Genomic DNA, 23,998 nt, shown 5'->3' with positions numbered 1-23,998 from the left:
ATACTATAACTTAAGTGCCAAGACAACATTAGTTTGCCTTTTGCACACTTATCTTTAACGTAAATGTATCAAAATCAACAAGTGAGCCTTCATTGTCTGCAAGAATCAAATCATTGGCCAAAACTTGCCCTTTAATCATTGTTGCAAATGCCTTGATAGCATCATCGCTTTGAACATTCGGACTAATCGTCACAACAATGCGATCGGTTATTTCCAAACCACACTCCTTACGCAGATTTTGAATGCGATTAATCACCTCACGTGCAATACCTTCCTGCTTCAGCTCTTCGGTCAATTCTACTTCAAGTGCTACTGTGAGATTTCCTTCATTGCTCACCAACCAGCCGGGAATATCTTCGCTGATAATCTCAACATCATCGGATTCAACAACAACATCCTGGCCTTCCAACATAAACTGAAGTCTGCCATTTGCTTCAAAATCAGAAATTTCATCTTGACTCAAAGTGTCCATGTGTTGGGCTACTTGCTTCATCAGCTTACCATACTTCTTACCCATGACACGGAAATTGCACTTAACCTTCTTTACCAAGATGCCTACGCCTTCAACAAAAGTGAGTTCTTTCACATTCACTTCACTCTTGATTAAATCAGCAACAGCTGCAATATGGCGTTTTTGCTCTTCATCGATAGCAGGAATCATAATCTGTGCTAAAGGCTGACGCACCTTGATATTTACCTTGCGACGAAGCGCCAAAGTCATAGAGGTAATCTTCTGTGCCACATCCATGCGCGCTTCTAAATCACTATCAATGGCTTCGACATCAGCCGTTGGGAACGTGTCCAAATGCACACTATCACACTTACCGCCCAAGTCATGATAAAGTTCATCAGCATAGAACGGAGCAAAAGGTGCCAACAGCTTAGCCACCGTCATCAAGCAAGTATAAAGGGTCTGATAAGCCGATAGTTTATCATGGCTCATGTCTGTTCCCCAGAAACGCTTACGATTGAGACGCACATACCAGTTGCTCAAATCATCGTTCACAAAACTATCAATCAAACGACCTGCTTTCGTCGGGTTATATCCGTCTAATTCCCGCGTAACATTCGCAACCAAAGAATTCGCTTTAGAAACTATCCAGCGGTCAATCTCGGGACGCTCTGTTAAAGCAATCTGCGCGGTTTCAACGTCAAACGCATCTACATTAGCATAGAGTGCAAAAAAGCTATAGGTGTTATAAAGCGTACCAAAAAGCTTTCGGCGCACTTCGTCCACACCATTGGGATCGAATTTGAGATTGTCCCAAGGCTCCGAATTGGTCATCATATAGAACCGGACAGCGTCGGCTCCATATTGGTCAATCATTTCGAAAGGATTGGTTACGTTGCCCACATGCTTGCTCATCTTGTTGCCCTTTGCATCCAGCACTAACCCTGTTGAAATAACATTCTTGAAAGCAACCTGATCAAACACCAACGTTGCGATGGCATGCAATGTAAAGAACCAGCCTCGTGTTTGGTCGACGCCTTCATTAATAAAGTCGGCTGGATAATAAGCAGGTGGAACAGGCATACCTTCGTATGACGAATGAATCAATTGCGCACGATAATCGACTTCAGTCATTCCTGTAGCCTTCAACCCTTCGGCATTAATTGCTCCCTCAAAGGGATAATGCTGTTGTGCATAAGGCATAGAACCCGAGTCAAACCAAACATCAATTAAATCGGTTTCGCGCATCATCGGTTCGCCCGCATTGTTCACCAACACAATGTTGTCCACGTAGGGGCGGTGCAGATCTATCTTGTCATAATTCTCGGCCGAATAGTCACCGGGCACAAATCCTTTCTCTTTTAATGGATTAGTTTTCATCACACCAGCAGCGACGCTCTTCTCTATCTCGGCATACAACTCCTCAACGCTACCTATACATTTCTCATTCTTCTTTGCATCACGCCAAATCGGCAGAGGTGTTCCCCAGAAACGCGAGCGCGACAAATTCCAATCGTTCAAATTCTCCAACCAGTTGCCAAAACGACCCGTTCCAGTCGAAGCAGGCTGCCAATTGATAGTTTTATTCAACGCCACCATACGCTCCTGCTTCGCCGTGTCTTTAATAAACCAACTGTCAAGCGGATAATAAAGAATAGGTGTGTCGGTGCGCCAGCAATGCGGATAAGAGTGCACGTGCTTCTCAATCTTGAAGGCCATGCCCTGCTGTTTCAGCTCCATGCAGATTACCACATTCAAATCTTCGTCCTTCTCGCTGGTTGCTTTATTCCAAACGCCACCTGGATTATATTTCGGCGCATACGAATTTTTCACATAATCGCCCGCATGATGCTCATAGGCTGCAATATCAACACAGGCTTTCACAAAGTTGGCATCCAAGTCGTCGATGCCATAATATTTTCCTTGCAAATCAACCATCGGACGTGTCTCACCCTGTTTGTTAATCAAAAACAACGCTGGAATATGTGCGTCCTTGGCCACCTTCGCATCGTCAGCGCCAAAAGTTGGTGCAATGTGCACAATACCCGTACCATCTTCTGTTGTTACATAATCGCCCAAGATAACACGAAACGCCTCACTCGCCATTTCCACATAATGTTCACGTCCATCAGCACTATCAAAGCAGTTCTCAGGATGTGTCTGCGCAAAAGCCTTCACGAAAGGAGCCGCAAAGTCGTCAACCTTTTCGCAAGGCTTCACCCAAGGCATCAGCTGACGATAGTGAAAACCTTCTAAATCAGCACCCTTCAATCGTTCAATCACACGCCAAGGACACTGCTTCTTCACCTTATCGAAAGCGCCTAAAGCGCCCTCCTTCACCTCCTGCTCGGGATTTAGATAAGCCGAAAGACGGCTCTCAGCCATCACTAACGTCAGAGGCGTACCATCATAAAGATTATAGGTTTCAACGACCACATAATCTATCTTCGGCCCCACACAGAGTGCCACATTCGAAGGCAATGTCCAAGGAGTCGTCGTCCACGCCACAAAATAGGGCTTACCATGTTGTGCCCACGCAGCCTTACCATCTACTATTTCAAACTGCGCCGTCACCGTCGTATCTTTTACATCCCGATAACAGCCTGGCTGATTCAGCTCATGACTCGACAAACCCGTGCCAGCTGCTGGCGAATAGGGCTGAATGGTGTAGCCTTTATAAAGTAGCCCCTTGTTATAGAGCTGCTTCAACAACCACCAAAGCGTCTCAATGTATTTATTATCATAGGTGATATAAGGATGATCTAAATCCACAAAATAGCCCATACGCTCGGTTAATTCGCGCCATTCGGCCGTGAATTTCATCACGTTTTCCCGGCATTTATGGTTGTAATCTTCCGTAGAGATATATTTGTCTGATGACTTGTTGTCAATATCCTTCTTCGTGATGCCTAACTCCTTCTCCACACCAAGTTCCACAGGCAAGCCGTGGGTATCCCAACCTGCCTTACGAAGTACCTGATAACCACGCATCGTCTTATAACGATTAAACGTGTCTTTAATCGAACGTGCCAACACATGGTGAATACCTGGATGACCATTAGCTGAAGGAGGACCTTCGAAGAACACAAATTGAGGATGCCCCTCACGCTTTGCTATCGAACGCAGAAAGATGTTATTCTCTTGCCAATAAGTCAGTACATCTTGATTGGTTTTCACAAGATCTAAGCCTTGATGCTCGGCGAATTTCTTAGCCATTTTATATCGTTATTTATGAATTGTTGTTCTATTTTTAATGGGCGCAAAGATAATAAAAAAACTTAGTATTGGCAAACTGACCTGTTTTTTTCTATCGCCACAGGGATTGTCGCCAATGGGGTTTCGCTGCCGGAAGATAAAAAAAATGGGGTTTATTTTGCTACCCTGCAATAATTCATTACTTTTGCAGCCGAATTTTCATCCCTAATATAATATTATGGAGTGGTTAATAAATCTATTCACAACAACTAACTCGGTGGCGCACATTGCGCTGCTCTATGCCATCGTCATTTCGGTGGGCGTGCTTTTGGGCAAGGTGAAAGTGGGCGGCATTTCGCTCGGCGTGACCTTTGTGCTATTTGCAGGCATCATCGCTGGACACATTGGCTTCACTGCGCCCACGAACATCCTGGGCTTTGTGCAAGACTTCGGTCTCATTCTTTTCGTTTTCTGCATTGGTTTGCAGGTTGGCCCTGGTTTTTTCGAGAGTTTTCGCAAGGGCGGTGTCACGCTCAACGTGCTTTCCACGGTCACTATTTTGCTCAACATTGCTGTGATGTTTGCGTGCTACTGGCTGTTTTTCGACACTCAAAATGCTAACAACCTGCCGATGATGGTGGGCACACTTTATGGTGCAGTGACCAACACGCCTGGTTTAGGTGCGGCCAATGAAGCGCTCACCAACGTGTTTCCGGCAGGCAAGGTGCCCGAGATTGCATCGGGTTATGCCTGCGCCTATCCGTTAGGCGTGCTGGGCATTATCGGAGCTACGATTGCCGTGCGCTATATCACACGTGTGAAGCTCGAGCGCGAGGAACAACATTTGGCCGAATTGGAAGACAAAAATCCGCATGGTAAACCCCACCAGATGGTGCTCAAAGTGAGCAACGAATATATCTCGGGCCGCACGCTGGGCGAGATTTCAGACTTCCTCAACCGCGATGTCATTTGCTCGCGCCTGCTACACGATGGCAACGTGACCATTCCCACGCGCAACACCATCTTCACGCAGGGCGACGAGGTGCTCATCGTCTGCACCGAAGGCGATGCACAAGCTATTCAGGCATTTATTGGCCCCGAAATCAACACGCCCTGGCACACCGAAGCCGAGAAGCAGCCCCTCATCAGCAAGCGCATTGTGGTGACCAACCCATCGGTGAACGGAAAAACGCTGGGCAAAATGCATTTCTCGAGTGTTTATGGCGTCAACGTCACACGCATCACCCGCCAAGGCATGGACTTTTTTGCCAGCCGCGACCACCGCTTTCAGATTGGTGACCGCCTGATGGTGGTTGGCCCCGAAGAGAACGTTAATCGCGTAGCCGAAATGATGGGCAACAGTGTGCGCCGGCTTGACGCGCCCAACATCGGCACCATCTTCATTGGCATCATCATCGGCATCCTCTTCGGCAGCATCCCCTTGGCCATCCCAGGCATGCCCGTACCGCTGAAATTGGGTATCGCTGGTGGCCCACTCATCATTGCCATCCTCATCGGCCGCTTTGGCTATCGGCTGAAGCTCGTCACCTACACCACCACCTCGGCCAACATGATGTTGCGCGAAATTGGGTTGGTGCTCTTCCTGGCCTCAGTGGGCATCAAGGCTGGCGCTGGTTTCTGGCACACCGTGGTGCAGGGCGACGGACTGAAATATGTCTATACGGGCTTCCTCATCACCATCATCCCCATCCTCATCATGGGAACCATTGCGCGACTGCGCTACAAATTCAACTATTTCACCATCATGGGCATGCTGGCCGGAACCTACACCGACCCACCCGCGCTGGCCTATGCCAACAGCATTTGCTCGCGCGAAGAACCAGCCATCGGCTACTCCACGGTCTATCCGCTGAGCATGTTTCTAAGAATCTTCACCGCACAGCTCATCGTGCTGTTCTGCTGCGGTGCATGACATTGAAATAGAACCTCATTTTTTTGATTTGTTTTAGGGGAGTGTTTCTGCGACAGAAATGCCCCCTTTTTTTGTGTAATCGAGGGTCGTTCGCACGAGAAAAAAAAATTTCCCATAACAATCAAGGGTCGTCCGCACGAGAAAAAAAAATTTCCCGTAACAATCAAGGGTGTTTTGCACGAGAAAAAAAATTTCCCGTAACAATCAAGGGTGTTTCGCACGAGAAAAAAAATTTCCCATGTAATGCGAGGGGCGATACCCCCAATCGCCATATAGAATTTCGATGCCAACGACAAAAAAGGGCTCAGCCCATCGGCGTTTCGCGAGTTTTTATTAACTTTGCTCCACATCAACCATCTTATTACATTATTAAATATGAAGAAGTTCTATGCGCTATGCTTGGCCGCGCTCGTTTCGGTAGCGCCGCTACAAGCCGCTCAAAAACTCACGCTCAACGACGTGACCGGACAGACATTCACTCCAAAAATCATCGCGGGCATGCGCCCCATGCAAGGCACCGACCGCTATGCCAGCATCTCGAGCGACGGCAAGCGCATCGTGGAATATGCGTTTAAAACGGGCAAGCCCACACGCACGCTCATCGACGTAGGCCACACACAGGGCGAGCAAATTGCGCAAATCGACGGCTACATTCCTTCGCCCGACGGCCGACGGCTGCTCATTCAGACGCAGACGCAACGCCGCTACCGCCGTTCGTTCACCGCCGAATATTATCTTTTCAACATCCAAAGCAACAAGCTCGAGCGCCTCTCCACAGGCGGACCGCAGCAGGTGCCCACGTGGTCGCCCGACGGCAATCAGGTGGCCTTTGTGCGCGGCGGCAACATCTTTCTCGTGAAACTGCTCTACGACAACGCCGAGAGCCAAGTCACCACCGACGGCCGCGAGAATGCCATCATCAACGGCATCCCCGACTGGGTGAACGAGGAGGAATTCTCGACCAACAAGTCGCTTTGCTTCACGGCCGATGGCACCATGCTGTGCTGGGTGAAATACGACGAGCGCAACGTGAAGGAATATGCGCTGCAGATGTTCATGGGCAGCCATCCCGCGTTGGGCGAAAACGCCGTTTATCCGCATTTCTACACCTATAAATATCCCAAAGCGGGCGAGGAGAACGCGAAAGTGTCGGTGTGGAGCTACGACATTCAGTCCCACAAAACGCTTCAAATCAACGTGCCGCTGCCCGCCGATGGCTACATTCCGCGCATCAAAACGCTGGCCGACCCGTCGAAGGTGTTGGTGCTCACCATGAATCGCCATCAAAACGAACTCAATTTCTATGCGGCCAATCCGCGCACCTCGCTGGCGCAGCTCATCATCCGCGAGAAGAGCGAAAAATATATCAAGGAAGAGGTGATGGAAGAGATGCAGGTGGGGCAATCGACGTTGCTGCTGCCCAGCGACCGCGACGGCTACATGCACCTTTATCTCTACAACATGAACGGCAGCCTCGTGCGCAAGGTGGCCGACGGCAACTACGACATCACCAAGGTCTATGGTTACGACGAAACCACGGGCAACATCTATTATCAGGCGGCGGCCTTAAGCCCCCACGACCGGCAGATTTTCGTGAGCCACAAAAACGGAAAGACAACGCGGCTCACGCAGACCGAAGGGTGGAACACGGCCGTTTTCTCGGGCGATTTCCAATATTTCGTCAACACGTGGAGCGATTATCACACGCCCTACGTCTTCACCGTGCGCGACCGCAACGGCAATCTGCTCTCTACCCTCGAGGACAATGCGGCGCTGCGCCAAAAGCTCGCGCCCTATCAGTTGCCCCAGCGCGAAGCGTTCTCGTTCACCACGTCGGAGCAAGTGAAATTGGACGGCTGGATGATGAAGCCCGCCAACTTCAATCCCGGCAAGAAATATCCTGTCATTCTGTTTCAATATAGCGGTCCGGGCAGCCAGCAAGTCATCAATGCGTGGTCGGCCGGTTCGATGGGCAACGGCGGTCTCTACGATGCCTACTTGGCACAGCAGGGGTTCATTGTCGTGTGCGTTGATGGTCGCGGAACAGGCGGTCGCGGTGTAGCTTTCGAAAAAGCCACCTATCTGAACTTAGGGCAATTGGAATCGCGCGATCAAGTGGAAACTGCGCTGTGGTTGGGCAAGCAATCTTATATGGATGCTGGTCGCATCGGCATTTGGGGATGGAGCTTCGGCGGTTTCAACACGCTGATGAGCATGAGCGAAGGCCGTGGTGTGTTCAAAGCTGGTGTAGCCGTGGCCGCACCCACCAACTGGCGCTTCTACGACACCATCTACACCGAACGTTACATGCGCACGCCGCAGGAAAATCCGTCGGGCTACGCTACCAACCCCATCACACGCGCCGACAAACTTCATGGTGCTTTGTTGCTCTGCCACGGATTAGCCGACGACAATGTGCACTTTCAAAACGCAGCCGAATATGCCGAGGCGTTGGTGCAGGCCGACAAGGATTTCAAAGAGAACCTCTACACCAACCGCAACCATAGCATTTATGGCGGCAACACACGCACGCATCTCTTGCGCCAAATTGCCAACTGGTTTGCCGAACAGCTCAAGTAAAGCTGCTAAATAGGGTTTAAAAACTTGAAAGATAGCCCTTTTTGGGCTGCTTTACACTTTTTTTTCGTACCTTTGCGGCATTCAAATTTGGAAATAATGGCAAAAAAAGTATTATTCATCAATCAAGAGATTACACCATATGTCCCCGAGACTTTGCTGTCGACAATGGGGCTTGACTTGCCACAAAAAGCACAAGAAGCTGGTTTAGAAATCAGAACTTTTATGCCAAAATGGGGCAACATCAATGAGCGTCGTGGCCAGTTGCACGAGGTCATTCGCCTTTCGGGCATAAACCTCGTCATCGATGACACCGATCATACGCTGATTATTAAGGTGGCTTCAATTCCACAATCGCGCATACAAGTTTACTTCATTGATAATGATGATTATTTCACCCACCGCCAAATGACCGTAGACGAGCACGGAGCCGAATATGAAGATAATGGCGAACGAGCTATTTTCTTTGCACGCGGCGTGCTCGAGACAGTAAAGAAATTGCGCTGGACACCCGATATCATTCATTGTCAAGGTTGGATGAGTGCTGTTATTCCTTTCTATCTCAAAACGACCTACAAAGAAGAACCTACATTTGCGCACGCAAAAGTGGTCACTTCACTCTTTAGCGAACAACCTAAGAGCAATTTCGGAAAGAAATTTAAATCAAGTGTCGTTTATAAGGAGGCTAAAAATAAATTCTTAAAAGCCTATGACGACAAATTTGATTATTTAGAATTGGGGAAATTAGCTATCGATTATAGTGATGGCATCATTGAAGCAAATACGGGCGTCGCCCCAGAGCTCTTAGCGCATGCCACAAATAAAAATATACCTTTACTCAACTTCCCTGGTGACGATTTTATGGATGCTTATGCTGCATTCTACGAAAAAATCTACCCCACGGCTGAAGAATAAACGAAACCCACAAATGAAATTTAGAAATATTGTAACAGGGGTATGCGTTGCCATGGCTTTTATAGCTTGCGACGATAATACAGGTAATATGGGTCTTGACATTACCGACGGAAGCGACATTCTCAGTGTCAGCACAGACTCGTTCGTTGTTCATTCACAATCTGTAGCCGCAGCTCCTGCCATTGCTCGCAATTCCAATGGTTATTTAGGGCAATTCACAGATCCTGAGACCAATACGCCCATCACTGCCAACTTCATGGCACAGTTTGCCACTTTGGAAAACTTCTCGATGCCCACAGCAGATAAAATCGTATCGAAAGTTGGTGGAATGGTTGTTGCTGACTCGTGCGAATTGTTACTCTTCTATGAGAATGGAGTAGGCGATAGCTTGGCACCATTGCGCATAAGCATGTTTGAAATGAGCCAACCACTCAATGAAAGTCAAACCTATACTACTGCATTCAATCCCGTAACAGCAGGGGTTGTCAACACATCTGTGCCCATGACAACAAAGACATTCACCCTGGAAGATCAGTCCGTCTCAGCTACAGAACGGGCAAAAAAGGACTATTCACCCAGCATTCGTTTCCAACTCAGTCAACCCTATCAGGATGCAACAGGAACAACCTATAATAATTATGGTACTTATTTAATGCGACAATATTATCAGCATCCAGAGTATTTTAGAAATACTTATTATTTCGTAAATCATGTGGTGCCTGGATTCTATTTCCAAATTACAAATGGTACAGGAGCTATAGCAAAAATTTATAATGCAGTGTTGCAGGTCTACTATCGATACAACGTTGACGGAGTTGTTCACACAGGCGTTGCAAAATTCGGTGGTACACAAGAAGTGAAACAGGTTACACAAATCATCAATCAGCCTGCTGCGCTCACATCTTTACTCAATGACAACACTGGAACTTATTTAAAGACACCATCAGGAATCTTGACTGAGCTAACACTACCTATCAATGATATCATGTTAGGACATGAAAATGATAGCATCAATGCAGCCAAGATTACGTTACAACGCATCAATAATACATCGGTTAATGGTTATGCATTGCAAGCTCCACAACAAGTGCTTATGGTGGAGAGTGACAGCTTACAGAGTTTCTTCAGCCATCATCAGGTGACAGACTATAAGAACTCGTTTACAACTACACTAAGCAACAATGGATACACTTTTAGCAACATTGGCTCATTAGTGCGTAGCATGTATACCAAACGGAAAAATGGAAGTACATCACCCAATTGGAATAAAGTTGTCATCATTCCTGTAACGACCACGACCATGAATGTGCAAGATAATGGTTACAATAACATGGTCATCACAGGAGTCTACAACGACCTTAACATTCGCAGCACAAAATTAGTCGGTGGTAATACCCCTCTGCGAATCACGGTGATTTATAGCCGTTTTAAATAAGAGGATTAGCATGGCCGATAACTTTTTAGAACGTAAACGGCAAGATTATGAAGCACGTAAGGCTGCCTGGTTAAGGAATAAAAGGCATCTCACAAAGTTCAATCGAGTTGCTCCTCAACCACCCGAAGACGAAGCGCTATAGAGAATCAAAATATTTAAAGGGTGCATCGCAAAATGAGATGCACCCTTTTCTAATCTTATTGTAATCTTGCGCTATTTCAATATAAAACACTGCAAATTATATCACAATTCAGAAGATATTATGCAATAAACTCATTCATTTTATTCACCCATTACAATGAAACAACTCATAACCCTATTCCTATCTGTCTGCATTTCCCTGCCTGTAGCAGCACAAAAGAGAACTATCAATCTCAGTATTCTTGAGACCAGCGATGTGCATGGCAGTTTCTTTCCCTACGAAGTAACGCCTCTGCACGATGCCTCTCCAAAGAATGATGACCTTTTTGCACCATATGCTACACGGAAAGGTTCGATGGCACGCATCTGTTACTATGTAAATCAGTTGCGCCAGCAAACGGGGAAAAATGTTATCTTGCTTGACAACGGCGACATTTTGCAAGGCCAACCCACAAGCTATTACTACAACTTTGTAGCAACGAAAAAGCCTAATATCGCTGCCGAAGTTATCAACTATATGCGTTATGATGCCGAAACCATCGGTAACCATGACATCGAACCAGGGCACGAAGTGTATGATAAATGGATGAAAGAGGTAAAATGTCCCATGCTGGCTTGTAATGTCATTAACAAGAAAACGGGGCGTCCTTACACCTCGCCTTACACCATACTACACCGTGATGGCGTGAAAATCGCAATCATTGGTATGCTCACTCCCGCCATACCCAACTGGCTCACAGAAGATATTTGGGCAGGGTTGCGTTTCGACGACATGGTGACTTCGGCACGAAAATGGATGAAGATTGTACAAGAAAAAGAGCATCCCGATTTAGTTATCGGTCTTTTTCATAGCGGACGTGAAGGTGGAATTACCACAAAGAGTTATCAAGAAGATGCCAGTTTAAGAGTGGCATGCGAGGTACCTGGCTTTGATATTGTCATGTTTGGCCACGACCATACCCGCTACAACCAAACACTTACCAACAAGGTTGGGAAGAAGGTGTTGTGCATCAATCCGGCAAATAATGCGTTAACTGTGGCGCAGGCCAACGTACAACTGACGTTTGAAAAGGGGCGTGTCACCCACAAAACCATTACTGGAACACTCGTTGATGTGAGCGATTTGCCTATTGACAAAGCCTATATGACCCATTTCACACCGCATTTTGAACAGGTAGCACAATTCGTCAGTCGCAACATCGGCACCTTCACCAATACCATCACCACGCGTGATAGTTACTTTGGCTCGTCGGCTTTCAACGATTTCATCGCCAATCTCATGCTGCAAATCACCCACGCCGACATCGCTTTCAACGCACCCTTGCAATTCGATGCAACCATCAAGGCTGGCCCTGTTTGCGTAGGCGATATGTTCAAACTCTATAAGTATGAGAATCAACTCTATGTGATGCGGCTCACGGGCGAGGAAATTCGCAAGCATCTTGAGATGAGTTACGATCAATGGGTTAACACCATGCAATCGCCTACCGACCACTTACTGCTCTTAGCTAACACACGTGGCGATGCACAACGTTTGGGTTTCAAGAATTTCACCTTTAACTTCGATGCTGCAACGGGCATCGACTACGTGGTTGATGTGACAAAGCCAAATGGTGAGAAGGTAAAAATTCTGCGTATGAGTAACGGACAACCCTTCGATGAGCACGCCTGGTATAATGTTGCCATCAACAGTTATCGTGGAAATGGTGGGGGCGAACTGCTTACAAAGGGTGCTGGTATAGCTAAAGACAGTCTAAAAACACGTATTGTTTATCGAAGTCCGCGTGACCAACGCTACTATCTAATGAAGGAAATTGAGAAGTTGGGCACGGTTCATCCACAAGCCAACCATAATTGGAAATTTATTCCTGAGGCATGGACTAAGCCTGCAGCACAGCGCGACAGTCTTTTATTGTTTGAACATCCCAGAGATATTAAAGATTTGAAATAATGCAACCTCTTTGGTTTATATTCTATAAAGATAAGCTATTATTGACAAAACAAGGCGAGAATTTTTCCGTCCCCACTGGTGGAGAGGCTCCAGTTGAACTTAGTAAATCTTCGTCTGTCATGGAAGTTGGAACAATGGATGATGGCACCCCCATCAAAACCTTTGCTCTCTATGCACCTTTTATCAAAGGGTCTACACTTGAATGGATTGATTTGCGAGAAAGTTTCCATCTACTTCCATACGAACACTATCTCAAAGCAGGGAAGTGTCACGAACTAATTTATTGGGATAACAATACACAATATTGTGGGACTTGCGGCACGCCGCTACGCATGAACACATCAATCAGCAAATACTGCCCACAATGTGGCAGGGAGGTTTGGCCTTCCCTAAGTCCTGCCATCATCGTTTTGGTGCACAAAGGTAATGAGGCTTTACTCGTCCATGCACGCAATTTTAAAGGCAATTACTATGGCTTGGTGGCAGGTTTTGTCGAAACTGGCGAAACACTTGAAGAGGCTGTGCATCGCGAAGTAGCAGAAGAAACGGGCATAGCCATCTCTAACCTACGCTATTTCGGTAGCCAACCATGGCCCTATCCAAGTGGAATTATGGTGGGATTCGAAGCCGACTACGTTGCAGGAAATATCCATCTACAAAAGGAAGAATTATCGCATGGTGCTTGGTTCGATAAAAATAATCTACCTGCCTTGCCAGATAAATTGAGCATTGCACGTAAAATGATTGATCATTGGTGCATGCAAGTTTAAACATCAAACTCATGATAACTACAATTGAAAGGCTGATTGCACAACACGCAACAACACATCCCCAAAAAATAGCGATTGCAACCCCCCACGAACAGCTTACTTATGCGGCATTCAACGAGGCCATTAACCAGCGCGCAGACGCATTCAAAGCACTTGCTAATAAGGCACAACTCTTTGAAAGCAGCCAAACACCCGACTTTCTCATCAACTATTTTGCCTTGCATCGTGCAGGCGTTGTAGCCGTTCCCGTGAGTAATAGCCTTGGTAACGACACCCGAAAAGCCCTACAACAGCAACTTGAACAGACTAGTTTTCCCGCTAATAGTGCAGACGTGCTCTATACTACGGGCACCACAGGCCAAGCGAAAGGAGTACTCATCAGTCATGAAGCTATCATCGCCAATGCGGAGAACTTAATCACGGCGCAAGGCTATACGGCCGATACCGTCTTTATTATTTGTGGACCTATCAATCATTTGGGTAGCTTGTCGAAACTCTATCCGACCTTCATGCAAGGTGCTACTATCTATTTGCTTGAGGGTTTGAATGATCTCAATGCCTTTTTCAATGCCTTCGATTATCCTTCCAACAAGTTTGCTACATTCATGGTACCGGCGCATTTGCGTATGCTCATTCATCTTGCACGTAAACAGCTCAGACAAGTAGCTCATAAACTCGATTTCATAGAAACGGGGGCTGCACCCATACAAGTTTGCGACATGGAAGAACTATGTAATTTGCTACCCACTACACGCCTTTATAACACCTATGCTTCTACCGAAACAGGTATCATTGCCACCCACAATTTCAACGGAGTTCAGTGCTTACCAGGCTGTGTTGGGCGAGCGATGAAACACGCATCTTTTTCCATAACGCCTCAAGGCACGATTGCCTGTGCGGGGCCAACACTCATGACTGAATATATCGGCGATGTGGAAGCTACGCAGAAAGTGAAACACGATGGGCAACTCTTCACCGAAGACTTGGGCCATATTGATGCCCAAGGTCGACTTTTCATTGATGGTCGTCACAGCGAAGTCATCAATATTGGCGGCTACAAAGTGGCGCCTACTGATGTAGAAGCCGCAGCACTTGCCCATCCCGGCGTCTCTGATTGCATCTGCATTGCCACTCCCCATCCCATCACCGACACAGCACTGAAGTTGCTGGTTGTGTGCAAACCTGGTGCAAAATTGGATAAACGTGCCTTAGCACAATGGCTGCAAACACGGTTAGAAACCTATCAAGTGCCCATGCAATACGAAGAAGTGACGGCCATCAAACGCACCTTCAACGGGAAACTCGATCGCAAGGCCTATCGCATGAAATCATTTCAAGAATGAAAAACGAAAGTAGTGCCCTAATAAGCCGGGTTCTGTAACCATCCAAAGATGGCGCTTTACCATTTATCTAAGCCATGAGTCACCCCAAGGCTTGAGCATTCTACCCTCCACAGTTGCATTGAAACGCATCGAGCGGACAGCCCTCAAACTGTGGTTTACATGAACTTGCAGCCTCCAGATGACACAGCCCGATTGTCACCAACCGACTGGTGGTCTCTTACACCACCTTCTCACCCTTACTCCTCGCACGCAACCCTTTTAAAAAGAGGGCGGCATCGAAAAGCGGTTATTTTCTTCTGTCATTTCCTACTGTCACCAATAGCTTCTATATTAGGAAGTGGAGCGTCCTGCGCTGCCCGGACTTTCCTCTCATACACGAATGTATCAGCGGTAAAGCTGGAGCACTACTTTCACGCTGCAAAGGTATAAAAAAGAAAAGAGCTAAAAGCAATACCGATTAATTATTTACAATTACAATTATAAAAAAAAGATTGGTTATCTCGCGACAACCAATCTAACCTTTTTAACCTTAATAATCTAATACCATGAAAAATACATGGGCAAAGATAGAGAATAATTTTGAATACACAAATCATTTTTAAGCTTTTATTTGCTCAATCCATAGAAAATGACGAATATTGCAAAAAGAAATAGACTGTTGCAACAACAATTCTATAAAAAAACGTCGTGTCTTTTCAACATGATAATAAAAAAAGAGCATAATATGAACATCCAATATCTCATCATTATCCTAATTCTCATCACAGCCATAGGTTATGCCACATGGCGCATCTACAAAAGTATTAAGCAAAATTTAGCTTGTAAAGATTACCATTGTGCAGGATGTGGATTATATGAGAAATGCAAAAAGAAATCAAAAAAATAAGCAATATATTTGGTTAGATTGATTATTTACCCTACCTTTGCAACCACAAAAACAATGGTACCTTGGCCGATCGGTTAGGTAACGGTCTGCAAAACCGTGTAGAGCAGTTCGACTCTGCTAGGTACCTCGAAACAAAAGGCAGCCATTCTAAACAGAATGACTGCTTTCTTTTTCATCTTTTGCAAATTGCTTGTGAATATTCCTGCATGGTTCGCGTCACATTTCTGTGTACTTGTAGAAATACTACTAACATTCAAAACAAACAGATTTTAAGAAAATTGTAGCAAGAAAACATTGCTACAATCACACAGCAACAAATTTCTATGGTGTAGATTAACCATTCTTCTTGAAATGTATTACCTTTGCAGGCATAGTTTCAAGAATAGAAATATTTTAATTAAAATAAATGAGACACTACAAATTAGTGGACAATGCGCTAGGTTGGCTCGCATTCTTGATTGCTGCCATCGTGTATTGTTCGACCATTGAACCGACAGCAAGCTTCTGGGATTGCCCAGAATTTATCACTACAGGTTATAAACTCGAAATAGGTCACCCCCCTGGGGCACCTTTCTTCATGCTCACAGCCAATCTCTTTTCACAATTTGTGAGCAACCCATCGAATGTGGCACGCATGGTCAATACGATGAGTGCTCTGCTGAGTGCCACCACCATCATGTTCCTCTTTTGGAGCATCACCCACCTCACTCGCAAGCTCATCTTGAAAGATTGGAGTCAGCTGACCCTTTCAAAATGGATTATCATTGAAGCATCGGGCTTGGTGGGAGCATTGATTTACACCTTCAGCGACACCTTTTGGTTCTCGGCTGTTGAAGGTGAAGTGTATGCCTATTCATCGGCTTTCACAGCAATTGTTTTCTGGCTCATTTTGAAATGGGAAGATCATGCTGATGAGCCTCACAGCGACCGCTGGCTCATCCTCATCACCTATATGACAGGCTTGAGTATCGGCGTGCACTTGTTGAACCTACTTTGTATTCCCGCCATCGTGCTGGTGTTCTGCTATCGCAAGTTCCCCAACATAGAACTCAAAGGATCACTCATTGCTTTGATTGTTTCTTTCGTTATTGTGGCTGGCGTACTCTATGGCATTGTGCCAGGTATTATCACCGTAGGCGGATTGTTTGAACTGTTCTTCGTCAATACCCTCGGCTGTCCTTTCAATACAGGCGAAATCATCTACATTATTCTTTTGGTGGGCATCGTGCTTTGGGCCATCTACGAAAGCTATGCTAACAAGAGTAACCAACGTAGTAATATTTCATTTGTGGCTGCTGTAGGTATGCTGGGCATCCCATTCTATGGTTATGGCTGGTCGGCCGTCTGCATAGGCATTGTTGTGTTAGCAGCATTATGGTTTGTGCTCAACTACAAACATGTGGTGGATGGTAAAAAGGTGAACTTGGTCACCGCACGCATCAAGAACACCTCGTTGCTCTGCCTGCTCATGATCATGATTGGTTATTCATCGTATGCCGTCATCGTGATTCGCTCCACGGCCAATCCCCCAATGGATCAAAATTCGCCCGAGGATATCTTCACCTTGGGCAGCTATCTGAGCCGTGATCAATATGGCGATCGCCCACTACTCTACGGACAAGCCTATAGTTCACAAGTTGCTTTAAAAATTAATGGTGATCGCTGTCTTCCCGATATGGACGAGGGTGCGCCCATCTATGGACGTAAGGAAAAAGCTAATGCCAGCGAAAAGGATTCTTACTTTGTGGTGAGCCACAAGAGCAAATACAAATATGCTCAAAACATGCTCTTCCCACGTATGTATGATAACGACCATGCAGAAGACTATGAAGCATGGATGGGGGGCATTGATGGACACGATGTGAGTTATGATCGATGTGGCGAAACCATAAATGTAAAAATGCCCAACCAATTGGAAAATCTAAGATTCTTCCTTACTTACCAATGCAATTTCATGTATTGGCGCTATTTCATGTGGAATTTCGCAGGTCGGCAAAACGATATCCAAGGCAATGGTGAACTGGAGCATGGCAACTGGATAACAGGTATTTCTTTCCTCGACAATTTGCGGTTGGGTGACCAAAGCAAAATGCCCGATGAACTGAAAAACAACAAGGGGCACAACGTTTTTTATTGCTTACCACTCCTACTCGGCGTCATCGGATTACTTTGGCAAGCGTTCAAAGGCAAACGTGGCATTCGACAATTTTGGGTAATATTCTTTTTGTTCTTCATGACGGGTCTCGCCATTGTCATCTATCTAAACCAGACTCCAGTGCAACCACGAGAACGAGACTATGCCTATGCTGGTTCATTCTATGCTTTTGCTATCTGGTGTGGCCTGGGCGTTGCTGCGCTCTACGATCTTGCCAAGCGCTACCTGCATGTAAAAGGTACATCTGTCGCAGCAGGTCTTTCAGTACTCGCACTTTTAGTGCCCATTCAAATGGCCAGCCAAACATGGGATGATCACGACAGAAGCGGACGTTACACTTGCCGCGACTTCGGTCAGAACTATCTCATGACCCTACAAGATAAAGGTTATCCCATTATCTTTACTAACGGCGACAACGACACTTTTCCACTTTGGTACAACCAAGAAGTCGAGGGTGTGCGCCGCGATGCACGTGTGTGCAATCTAAGTTATTTAGCCACCGACTGGTATATTGACCAAATGAAGCGTCCGGCCTACAACTCACCCAGCTTGCCTATTAGCTGGCCACGCTTGGATTTCTGTGCGGGAACGAACGACTATATCACCGTGCAGCCCGAATTGAAGCAGCAGATTCTTTCGTTCTACAAAGACCATCCTGCAGAGGCGAAGGCACAATTTGGTGACAATCCATTCGAGTTGAAGAACATCATGAAATATTGGGTGCGCTCAAAAGATGCCAACATGCATGTCATTCCTACCGACACGGTGTATGTAACCATCGACAAAGCGGCAGTAAAAAAGAGCGGCATGATGTTGGCTTCAGACTCAATACCCAACCAAATGGTGATTTCACTCTCGGGAAAGAATGCCCTTTACAAAAACGATTTGATGATGCTCGAGATCATCTCGCGTAGCAACTGGACGCGTCCTGTCTATGTGGCACTCACCGTTGGTGCCAGCAGCTATATGAATCTGGGCGATAACTTTGTACAAGAAGGTCTGGCAAATCGTATCACACCCTTCACTACCACCAACAATGGCAAGAACGGCAGTGTTAAGAACTTCGACACCGAAAAAACTTATCGCAATGTGATGACACGCTATAAGTTTGGCGGTTTACAAAAGAAAGGCCTTTATGTGGACGAAACTGTCATGCGCATGTGCTACACCCACCGCAGGCTGTTCGCACAATTGGCACAAGAACTTATCAAGGAAGGCAAATATGAAAAGGCAAAGAAAGTACTCGACAAATGTCTCGAAGTTCTACCAGCCTACAATATTCCGCATAACTATGTCAGTGGAAGCCTTGACTTGGCCGAATGCTATGCCATCTTAGGGCAGCAGCAAAAAGCTGAGCAACTCTTCAACGCAGTATGGAAAAATAGCGAACAATACGTGGACTTTTATCTTGCTTTGTCTGGCAACAACTTCGATATATCAATGAACGATTGTCTGCGTGAGTTTACCATCATGCAGGAATGCAGCAAAATTGCACCGCTCATCAGTAAGACGTTAGCGAGAAAGACCGACAAGATTCTCCAAAATAAGTTCGTCAATTATCGCGAAAAAGGTGGCTATGTACCCATACAGAAAGGAAAATAAAAACACAGCGCAACCATGTTCATAGAACAACCTGCAAAATGGTTGCGCTGGCTTTATCCCGGTGCGACTTGGAGAATGGACAAGAACGAACATGCGGTTTACCTCACGTTCGACGATGGTCCTATTCCTGAGTCTACCCCCTTCATTCTCGAAACACTCCGTCACTACAATGTGAAAGCCACATTTTTCATGGTTGGTGAGAATGTGTTGCGCTATCACGATCTCTATAATCAAATTGTTGCTGATGGACACCAAGTGGGCAATCACACCTTCAATCACATCGGAGCCTTCAAGCATTGGGTCATCACCTATGCCATTAACACTGAAAAGGCCAACGAGCTTATCCACTCACACCTTTTCCGTCCACCTCACGGATGGATGCGCTACACAGCCTATTGGTGGCTCAGGCGAAGATATAAAATCATCATGTGGGATCTCGTTACACGTGATTATTCTAAATGGATGAAAGCTAAAGATGTTGTCGACAATGTGAAAAAATATGCCAGAAACGGCTCTATCATCACCTTTCACGACTCACTCAAGAGCATCGACAAGCTGAAAACAGCACTCCCACAAGCCCTTGAATGGCTCATCAAAGAAGGTTATGAATTTAAAACATTCGAATGACATAGAAACCCTAACCCTACACATCAAAGCCGAAGCACAACGCCTCGGCTTTTTTGCTTGTGGCATAGCGCAAGCTAAACCCGTAGACGAAGAGACAGCCAAACACCTGAAACAATGGCTCAATGATGAGAAGTTTGCGGGCATGGGCTACATGAACAACAACACTGACAAGCGGCTTGACCCGCGGTTGTTACTCAAAAATGCGCAGAGCATCATTTGTGTGGCACTCAACTATGCGCCTAAACATACCTTTGCGCCACAGGAATATCATATTGCAAACTATGCCCTTGGGCAAGACTATCACGATATTATGAAACACAAACTGCGCCAGCTGGCGGCGAGTTGTGGTTTTGAAGACGACCTCATCAGTCAAAATCCACAAGCAAAACGCTGCCGCATCTTCGTTGATTCAGGCCCCATCTTAGAGCGCTATTGGGCAGAACATGCAGGCTTAGGTTGGATAGGAAAAAATCATCAACTGATTATTCCGAACGCAGGAAGCATGTTTTTCTTGGGCGAGATACTCGTCGACCAACCACTCCTCTACGACGAACCGGCTAAAAATCGATGTGGGAAATGCACCAAATGTCTGCAAGCCTGTCCCACGAAAGCCATCACATCTGACAACGAAATAGATGCCTTTCGCTGCCTTTCCTACCAGACCATTGAAAATCGTTCTGATATTGCAGCGCCCTTTTCTGCCGCATTAGGCAACACGATTTATGGTTGCGATGAATGTTTAAAAGCCTGCCCATGGAATCGATTTGCCATACCCAACGACATCCCCGAACTGCAACCACGCCCCGAACTGATGGCCATGACACAAGAACAATGGCAAAATTTAACTGAAGATGAATATCGTAAACTCTTTAAAGGAAGCGCTGTGAAAAGAGCAAAATATCAAGGCCTCATGCGAAATATCAAGGCCGCTGCTTGCGCATCACAAAAAAATAAACTATCTTTACCCCCAAAAAGGAGGGAACATGACACAGAAAATTAACTGCTATCAAGCGGCTCTTTCCTACGTGAAAGCCTTTTTCGAAGCCTTTGCAACAGGCATCCTTGATGGAAAGACTACGGATAACAAAAAAAAGCAATATACAACTCAAGAAGAAAAAACCTTCATGATTGCTTTTTATCAACACCTAAATCCCATATTTATGGAGCTTGTGGCTCCTGTATTGGCAAAACTCACCTATAGAAAGGCTGAAACTTTAACCGAGAAACTGTGCGAAGCATTTCAAGATAAAGCTCCAGATGCCAAACAATATCTCAAAATTGTGTGTAGGACGCCCCGACTTTATGAAGCTGTTGTCAGCGAATATCAGCACAACTTTGCCCTGCTTCTACAGGGACGCTTAAATGTAAAAGGAAACAGCTATACTATGCACAACAAAGGTATTCAGCTTGCATTCATCGATGAGCCCACAGCCATTCACCTTTTGGTAAGGCTTATTATAAAAACCTATGTCAAGGCTCTCCAATTGGCTAATCCACAAAAAGTCAGCCTTGATCAAGCATCTGTCTATAGGCTCATTCTCACCAACCTGCTCGTTATGCGTGGAGAAACACAAATCAAAGAGATGCCCAACGACCTCTATGAACTCTTTAAAATGGCATGTGGGAACGAAGTTAACATGAACGTCACCTACAATGCCATGACGGAGATATATCGAGAATTAGCAACCGAGGATCATATTATAGCATTTGATGACCAAGCCAACTGAAAAAGAAGCACTCAAGAAGAGTCGACTTTACCAACAGATTGTGACGCTAACACGCCTCACAGACACCTATCAATTAGATGCAATCTTGGGACTCATCCCTGGAGGGATAGGTGATTTCGTGGCCGCATTCTTTGCCCTTGCTCACATCTTTTTTGGGGCTTTCAAGCTACGGTCTATTCCCCTCACACTGGCTCTGCTCAATAATATGCTATGCGACGTGCTTTTGGGACTGCTTCCTTTTTATATTGGCAACGTGATAGACTTCCTCTATCGCTCAAACCAAAAGAACATGATTCTTATCGATGGTTTTCTCAACGACGACCCCTTCATCATGCACCAAGTGAACACCAAGGCTCGACAAGCTGCTATAACACTTGTTGTGCTCGTCCTACTTATCGCCTTAATGATTGCCTTATTAGCTTGGCTGGTCGCAAAAATTGGCTCACTACTTTTTGCATAAAACATAAAGCTTGCACCATAGCGCTGCAATAGCAACCACATCACAAGGAAAAATAATGCAAATCGTGCCACAATCTATAGCAGATTATAGCACGATTTGATCGTTTTTAAAACGACGTGCAGATACCTTTACTCCACAGCTAACTGCTCCAATTTTAAAGACATGGGGAATACCACCTCATTCTCCATCGCCGTGTGCTCCTCCAAAGCCGCACGGAAATCACGCAACAAGCCCAGCACCTCACGCCAATCCTCATCGGCTTCAGCTGGTGCCGTGTAGTTGTTTGTCAGTTCAGCAATACGCGCGTGACGAGCCAACTCATCGTCATGATCGGCCATCATCACTTGGATTGGCCCTTGAATTGAACCACAGTGGAACGCTGCAACCTGCTGACCTAAATCATGCGCACGCCACATCTCCATAATATAAGGATAAAGCACCTGTTCCTCCTTGTGGCAATGCGTGTCTAAATCATAGAGCGAATTGCGGAAATGGTCGGCTACCTTCAATAAATTCGGAGCATCATTGCGATGTGCTTCAGCTACAGCAATGAGCTTATCTAAAATCATCGGCCCATCTTCGCGAATGCCCCGATGATGCACCTTCAACACATAATCAACCAACAAGTCTAATGGCCATTGTTCAAATGCATAAATCGTTTTCATCTTTTCTTTGTTTTTGTTAATATTATGGTGCAAATTTACAATAAAACCATCATCGCCTACAGCACAAATGTGCCCAAAATGGGGTTAAGAGAGGTTAATCGAGCGTTTTTTACAGGCATTCTTGAGATTTTCGAGCAACTTTTTTCGCCATTCCACAAAAAACTATTACTTTTGGGAGAAACATAAACAAGTTCACCATGTGTAAAATAACTGCTGAGAATTTTGATGAACGCTATGTAGACAAAGTAGAGTTATCAGAAATCGATAAATTCGTTTGTAACGAAATGAGTAGACAAATTCATCGTTACATCAAAGGGATGTCGGGATCGAAAGTCATGATGGAGAAGTTTGAAGCTTCGCTGGCCAAGCTTAGTATTCCACAACGCGAAGAAGCGATTGCCAACTACATCGACCGCAACCGAAAAGCCATTAGCGGATTGGATTGGAAGATGGTTATCATGCGTGCTGCAGCCAATTATTGCGACACCTATAGCTATTGGCACAGCATGATTAACAATCCTCGGCGCATCGTGGCCTATCTGCAACGCATTAAAAAGAAGTACATCCGCTTCCATGAGATTTTTGAGCAGAATGGAAAGTTTGGCATTCGCAATCATGAAGGAAAAATTCTCGTTCACCCATTATACGACTTCCTGCGCACACCCTATGTCTATATCGACGACTTGTGCCTCATGCCCGTCATTGCCGAGAAGAATAAAAAGATGGGACTCATTCTGCCCGACGGAAAAGACACCGTCATCGCCGAATTCATCTACGATGATATGCAGCTCCGTTCCGAACCACCTTACTTTGAAGGAATCATCGGCCGCAAACATGTGCTCATCGATCGTTATGGCACAAAGCATGCAAAAGCAAAGGAAGACAAAGAGTCCTAACTGCTTATGCGATGACCAACAAACGCCTCTGCCCAACAGTTTTAAAAGGTAGAGGCGCTTTTCGTTGCCACCCTTCTCACCGCTCTTTTAAACCATTTCGCAATTTTTCCTACAAAAAGTTTTCTCGCTTTCGTCAAAAGTTTATAACTTTGCGCTCGTGAAACAAAAAAGTGAAGTGATGAATAGTTTACATCATAATGCAACCTTCGCAGCGCAAAAGAATTTCTCTTCTGCCGCTTTTTTTATGCCTGTTTATTTGGTCAATCCAA

The 23,998-nt window shown here is 45.7% G+C and carries 17 protein-coding genes, 1 tRNA gene and 1 other RNA gene; 16 read left to right on the top strand and 3 right to left on the bottom strand.

The window, feature by feature from the left end:
- Window positions 1-28: 28 nt before the first annotated feature.
- Window positions 29-3,667 carry an isoleucine--tRNA ligase gene (ileS, locus tag X919_RS0101895; protein WP_028898795.1) on the bottom strand — a complete coding sequence of 1,213 codons (3,639 nt, stop codon included), beginning with the start codon at window positions 3,665-3,667 and terminating at the stop codon, window positions 29-31.
- Between the two features lie 217 nt (window positions 3,668-3,884).
- Here ileS and X919_RS0101890 point away from each other — a divergent pair, with 217 nt between their 5' ends.
- The 8 genes from X919_RS0101890 (at window position 3,885) to X919_RS0101855 (ending at window position 14,711) form a co-directional block, all read left to right on the top strand.
- On the top strand, window positions 3,885-5,579 hold the full coding sequence (locus X919_RS0101890) for a putative transporter (protein WP_028898794.1): 1,695 nt from the start codon (window positions 3,885-3,887) through the stop codon (window positions 5,577-5,579).
- 375 nt (window positions 5,580-5,954) lie between these two features.
- Window positions 5,955-8,159 carry a S9 family peptidase gene (locus X919_RS0101885; RefSeq protein ID WP_028898793.1) on the top strand — a complete coding sequence of 735 codons (2,205 nt, stop codon included), beginning with the start codon at window positions 5,955-5,957 and terminating at the stop codon, window positions 8,157-8,159.
- Window positions 8,160-8,255: 96 nt separating this feature from the next.
- Window positions 8,256-9,071: a glycogen/starch synthase gene (locus tag X919_RS0101880; RefSeq protein WP_028898792.1), complete on the top strand. Its 816-nt coding sequence runs from the start codon at window positions 8,256-8,258 to the stop codon at window positions 9,069-9,071.
- A 13-nt stretch (window positions 9,072-9,084) separates the two neighbouring features.
- Window positions 9,085-10,506 carry a DUF4270 domain-containing protein gene (locus tag X919_RS0101875; protein ID WP_028898791.1) on the top strand — a complete coding sequence of 474 codons (1,422 nt, stop codon included), beginning with the start codon at window positions 9,085-9,087 and terminating at the stop codon, window positions 10,504-10,506.
- Between the two features lie 10 nt (window positions 10,507-10,516).
- Window positions 10,517-10,648: a hypothetical protein gene (locus X919_RS0101870; RefSeq protein WP_028898790.1), complete on the top strand. Its 132-nt coding sequence runs from the start codon at window positions 10,517-10,519 to the stop codon at window positions 10,646-10,648.
- Window positions 10,649-10,804: 156 nt separating this feature from the next.
- Window positions 10,805-12,598, top strand: coding sequence for a bifunctional metallophosphatase/5'-nucleotidase (locus X919_RS0101865; protein ID WP_028898789.1), 1,794 nt, complete (start codon window positions 10,805-10,807; stop codon window positions 12,596-12,598).
- Window positions 12,598-13,368, top strand: a complete 771-nt coding sequence (gene nudC, locus X919_RS0101860; RefSeq protein ID WP_028898788.1) for an NAD(+) diphosphatase — start codon at window positions 12,598-12,600, stop codon at window positions 13,366-13,368. Before X919_RS0101865 ends, nudC begins: the two co-directional genes overlap by 1 nt.
- Before the next feature lie 11 nt (window positions 13,369-13,379).
- Window positions 13,380-14,711, top strand: a complete 1,332-nt coding sequence (locus tag X919_RS0101855) for a class I adenylate-forming enzyme family protein (RefSeq protein ID WP_036916745.1) — start codon at window positions 13,380-13,382, stop codon at window positions 14,709-14,711.
- Window positions 14,712-14,716: 5 nt separating this feature from the next.
- On the opposite strand, the gene rnpB is transcribed toward X919_RS0101855, so the two are convergent.
- An RNA gene (gene rnpB / locus X919_RS15620) (RNase P RNA component class A) lies at window positions 14,717-15,119 on the bottom strand.
- Between the two features lie 316 nt (window positions 15,120-15,435).
- On the opposite strand from rnpB, the gene X919_RS16385 reads away from it, so the two are divergent.
- From X919_RS16385 to X919_RS0101820, 7 genes are all read left to right on the top strand, one after another.
- Window positions 15,436-15,597: a FeoB-associated Cys-rich membrane protein gene (locus X919_RS16385; protein ID WP_155949635.1), complete on the top strand. Its 162-nt coding sequence runs from the start codon at window positions 15,436-15,438 to the stop codon at window positions 15,595-15,597.
- A 56-nt stretch (window positions 15,598-15,653) separates the two neighbouring features.
- Window positions 15,654-15,724: transfer RNA gene (locus tag X919_RS16380), tRNA-Cys, on the top strand.
- A gap of 279 nt (window positions 15,725-16,003) precedes the next feature.
- Window positions 16,004-19,354, top strand: a complete 3,351-nt coding sequence (locus X919_RS0101840; protein WP_028898786.1) for a protein O-mannosyl-transferase family — start codon at window positions 16,004-16,006, stop codon at window positions 19,352-19,354.
- A 15-nt stretch (window positions 19,355-19,369) separates the two neighbouring features.
- Window positions 19,370-19,981, top strand: coding sequence for a polysaccharide deacetylase family protein (locus X919_RS0101835; protein WP_028898785.1), 612 nt, complete (start codon window positions 19,370-19,372; stop codon window positions 19,979-19,981).
- Window positions 19,959-20,981, top strand: a complete 1,023-nt coding sequence (gene queG / locus X919_RS0101830) for a tRNA epoxyqueuosine(34) reductase QueG (protein ID WP_028898784.1) — start codon at window positions 19,959-19,961, stop codon at window positions 20,979-20,981. The genes X919_RS0101835 and queG overlap by 23 nt, the downstream gene beginning before the upstream one ends.
- Window positions 20,965-21,708, top strand: a complete 744-nt coding sequence (locus X919_RS0101825) for a hypothetical protein (RefSeq protein ID WP_028898783.1) — start codon at window positions 20,965-20,967, stop codon at window positions 21,706-21,708. Before queG ends, X919_RS0101825 begins: the two co-directional genes overlap by 17 nt.
- The gene (locus tag X919_RS0101820) at window positions 21,692-22,168 is read left to right on the top strand and encodes a DUF4112 domain-containing protein (RefSeq protein WP_028898782.1); all 477 of its coding nucleotides are present in this window, start codon (window positions 21,692-21,694) and stop codon (window positions 22,166-22,168) included. Before X919_RS0101825 ends, X919_RS0101820 begins: the two co-directional genes overlap by 17 nt.
- A 128-nt stretch (window positions 22,169-22,296) precedes the next feature.
- On the opposite strand, the gene X919_RS0101815 is transcribed toward X919_RS0101820, so the two are convergent.
- Complete coding sequence (locus X919_RS0101815) at window positions 22,297-22,833, bottom strand: hemerythrin domain-containing protein (RefSeq protein WP_028898781.1); 537 nt, start codon at window positions 22,831-22,833, stop codon at window positions 22,297-22,299.
- A 197-nt stretch (window positions 22,834-23,030) separates the two neighbouring features.
- Between X919_RS0101815 and X919_RS0101805 the strand changes: the two genes are divergently transcribed.
- A complete protein-coding gene (locus tag X919_RS0101805) occupies window positions 23,031-23,729 on the top strand; it encodes a hypothetical protein (protein ID WP_028898780.1) in 699 nt (232 codons plus the stop codon).
- Window positions 23,730-23,998 lie beyond the last annotated feature (269 nt).

The sequence above is a fragment of the Prevotella sp. HJM029 genome (assembly GCF_000599605.1).
GTDB lineage: Bacteria > Bacteroidota > Bacteroidia > Bacteroidales > Bacteroidaceae > Prevotella.
The sequence above is the reverse complement of the archived record's forward strand: the minus strand, read 5'-3'. Positions and strand labels throughout refer to the sequence as shown.

Excerpts from the sequence above, each read along its gene's own strand:
- X919_RS0101805 (WP_028898780.1), top strand. The coding sequence starts at position 23,031 with ATGTGTAAAATAACTGCTGAGAATTTTGATGAACGCTATGTAGACAAA.
- queG (WP_028898784.1), top strand. The coding sequence starts at position 19,959 with ATGAATTTAAAACATTCGAATGACATAGAAACCCTAACCCTACACATC.
- X919_RS0101890 (WP_028898794.1), top strand. The coding sequence starts at position 3,885 with ATGGAGTGGTTAATAAATCTATTCACAACAACTAACTCGGTGGCGCAC.
- X919_RS0101880 (WP_028898792.1), top strand. The coding sequence starts at position 8,256 with ATGGCAAAAAAAGTATTATTCATCAATCAAGAGATTACACCATATGTC.
- X919_RS16385 (WP_155949635.1), top strand. The coding sequence starts at position 15,436 with ATGAACATCCAATATCTCATCATTATCCTAATTCTCATCACAGCCATA.
- X919_RS0101820 (WP_028898782.1), top strand. The coding sequence starts at position 21,692 with ATGACCAAGCCAACTGAAAAAGAAGCACTCAAGAAGAGTCGACTTTAC.
- X919_RS0101875 (WP_028898791.1), top strand. The coding sequence starts at position 9,085 with ATGAAATTTAGAAATATTGTAACAGGGGTATGCGTTGCCATGGCTTTT.
- ileS (WP_028898795.1), bottom strand. The coding sequence starts at position 3,667 with ATGGCTAAGAAATTCGCCGAGCATCAAGGCTTAGATCTTGTGAAAACC.
- X919_RS0101885 (WP_028898793.1), top strand. The coding sequence starts at position 5,955 with ATGAAGAAGTTCTATGCGCTATGCTTGGCCGCGCTCGTTTCGGTAGCG.
- nudC (WP_028898788.1), top strand. The coding sequence starts at position 12,598 with ATGCAACCTCTTTGGTTTATATTCTATAAAGATAAGCTATTATTGACA.
- X919_RS0101865 (WP_028898789.1), top strand. The coding sequence starts at position 10,805 with ATGAAACAACTCATAACCCTATTCCTATCTGTCTGCATTTCCCTGCCT.
- X919_RS0101835 (WP_028898785.1), top strand. The coding sequence starts at position 19,370 with ATGTTCATAGAACAACCTGCAAAATGGTTGCGCTGGCTTTATCCCGGT.
- X919_RS0101815 (WP_028898781.1), bottom strand. The coding sequence starts at position 22,833 with ATGAAAACGATTTATGCATTTGAACAATGGCCATTAGACTTGTTGGTT.
- X919_RS0101855 (WP_036916745.1), top strand. The coding sequence starts at position 13,380 with ATGATAACTACAATTGAAAGGCTGATTGCACAACACGCAACAACACAT.
- X919_RS0101840 (WP_028898786.1), top strand. The coding sequence starts at position 16,004 with ATGAGACACTACAAATTAGTGGACAATGCGCTAGGTTGGCTCGCATTC.
- X919_RS0101870 (WP_028898790.1), top strand. The coding sequence starts at position 10,517 with ATGGCCGATAACTTTTTAGAACGTAAACGGCAAGATTATGAAGCACGT.
- X919_RS0101825 (WP_028898783.1), top strand. The coding sequence starts at position 20,965 with ATGACACAGAAAATTAACTGCTATCAAGCGGCTCTTTCCTACGTGAAA.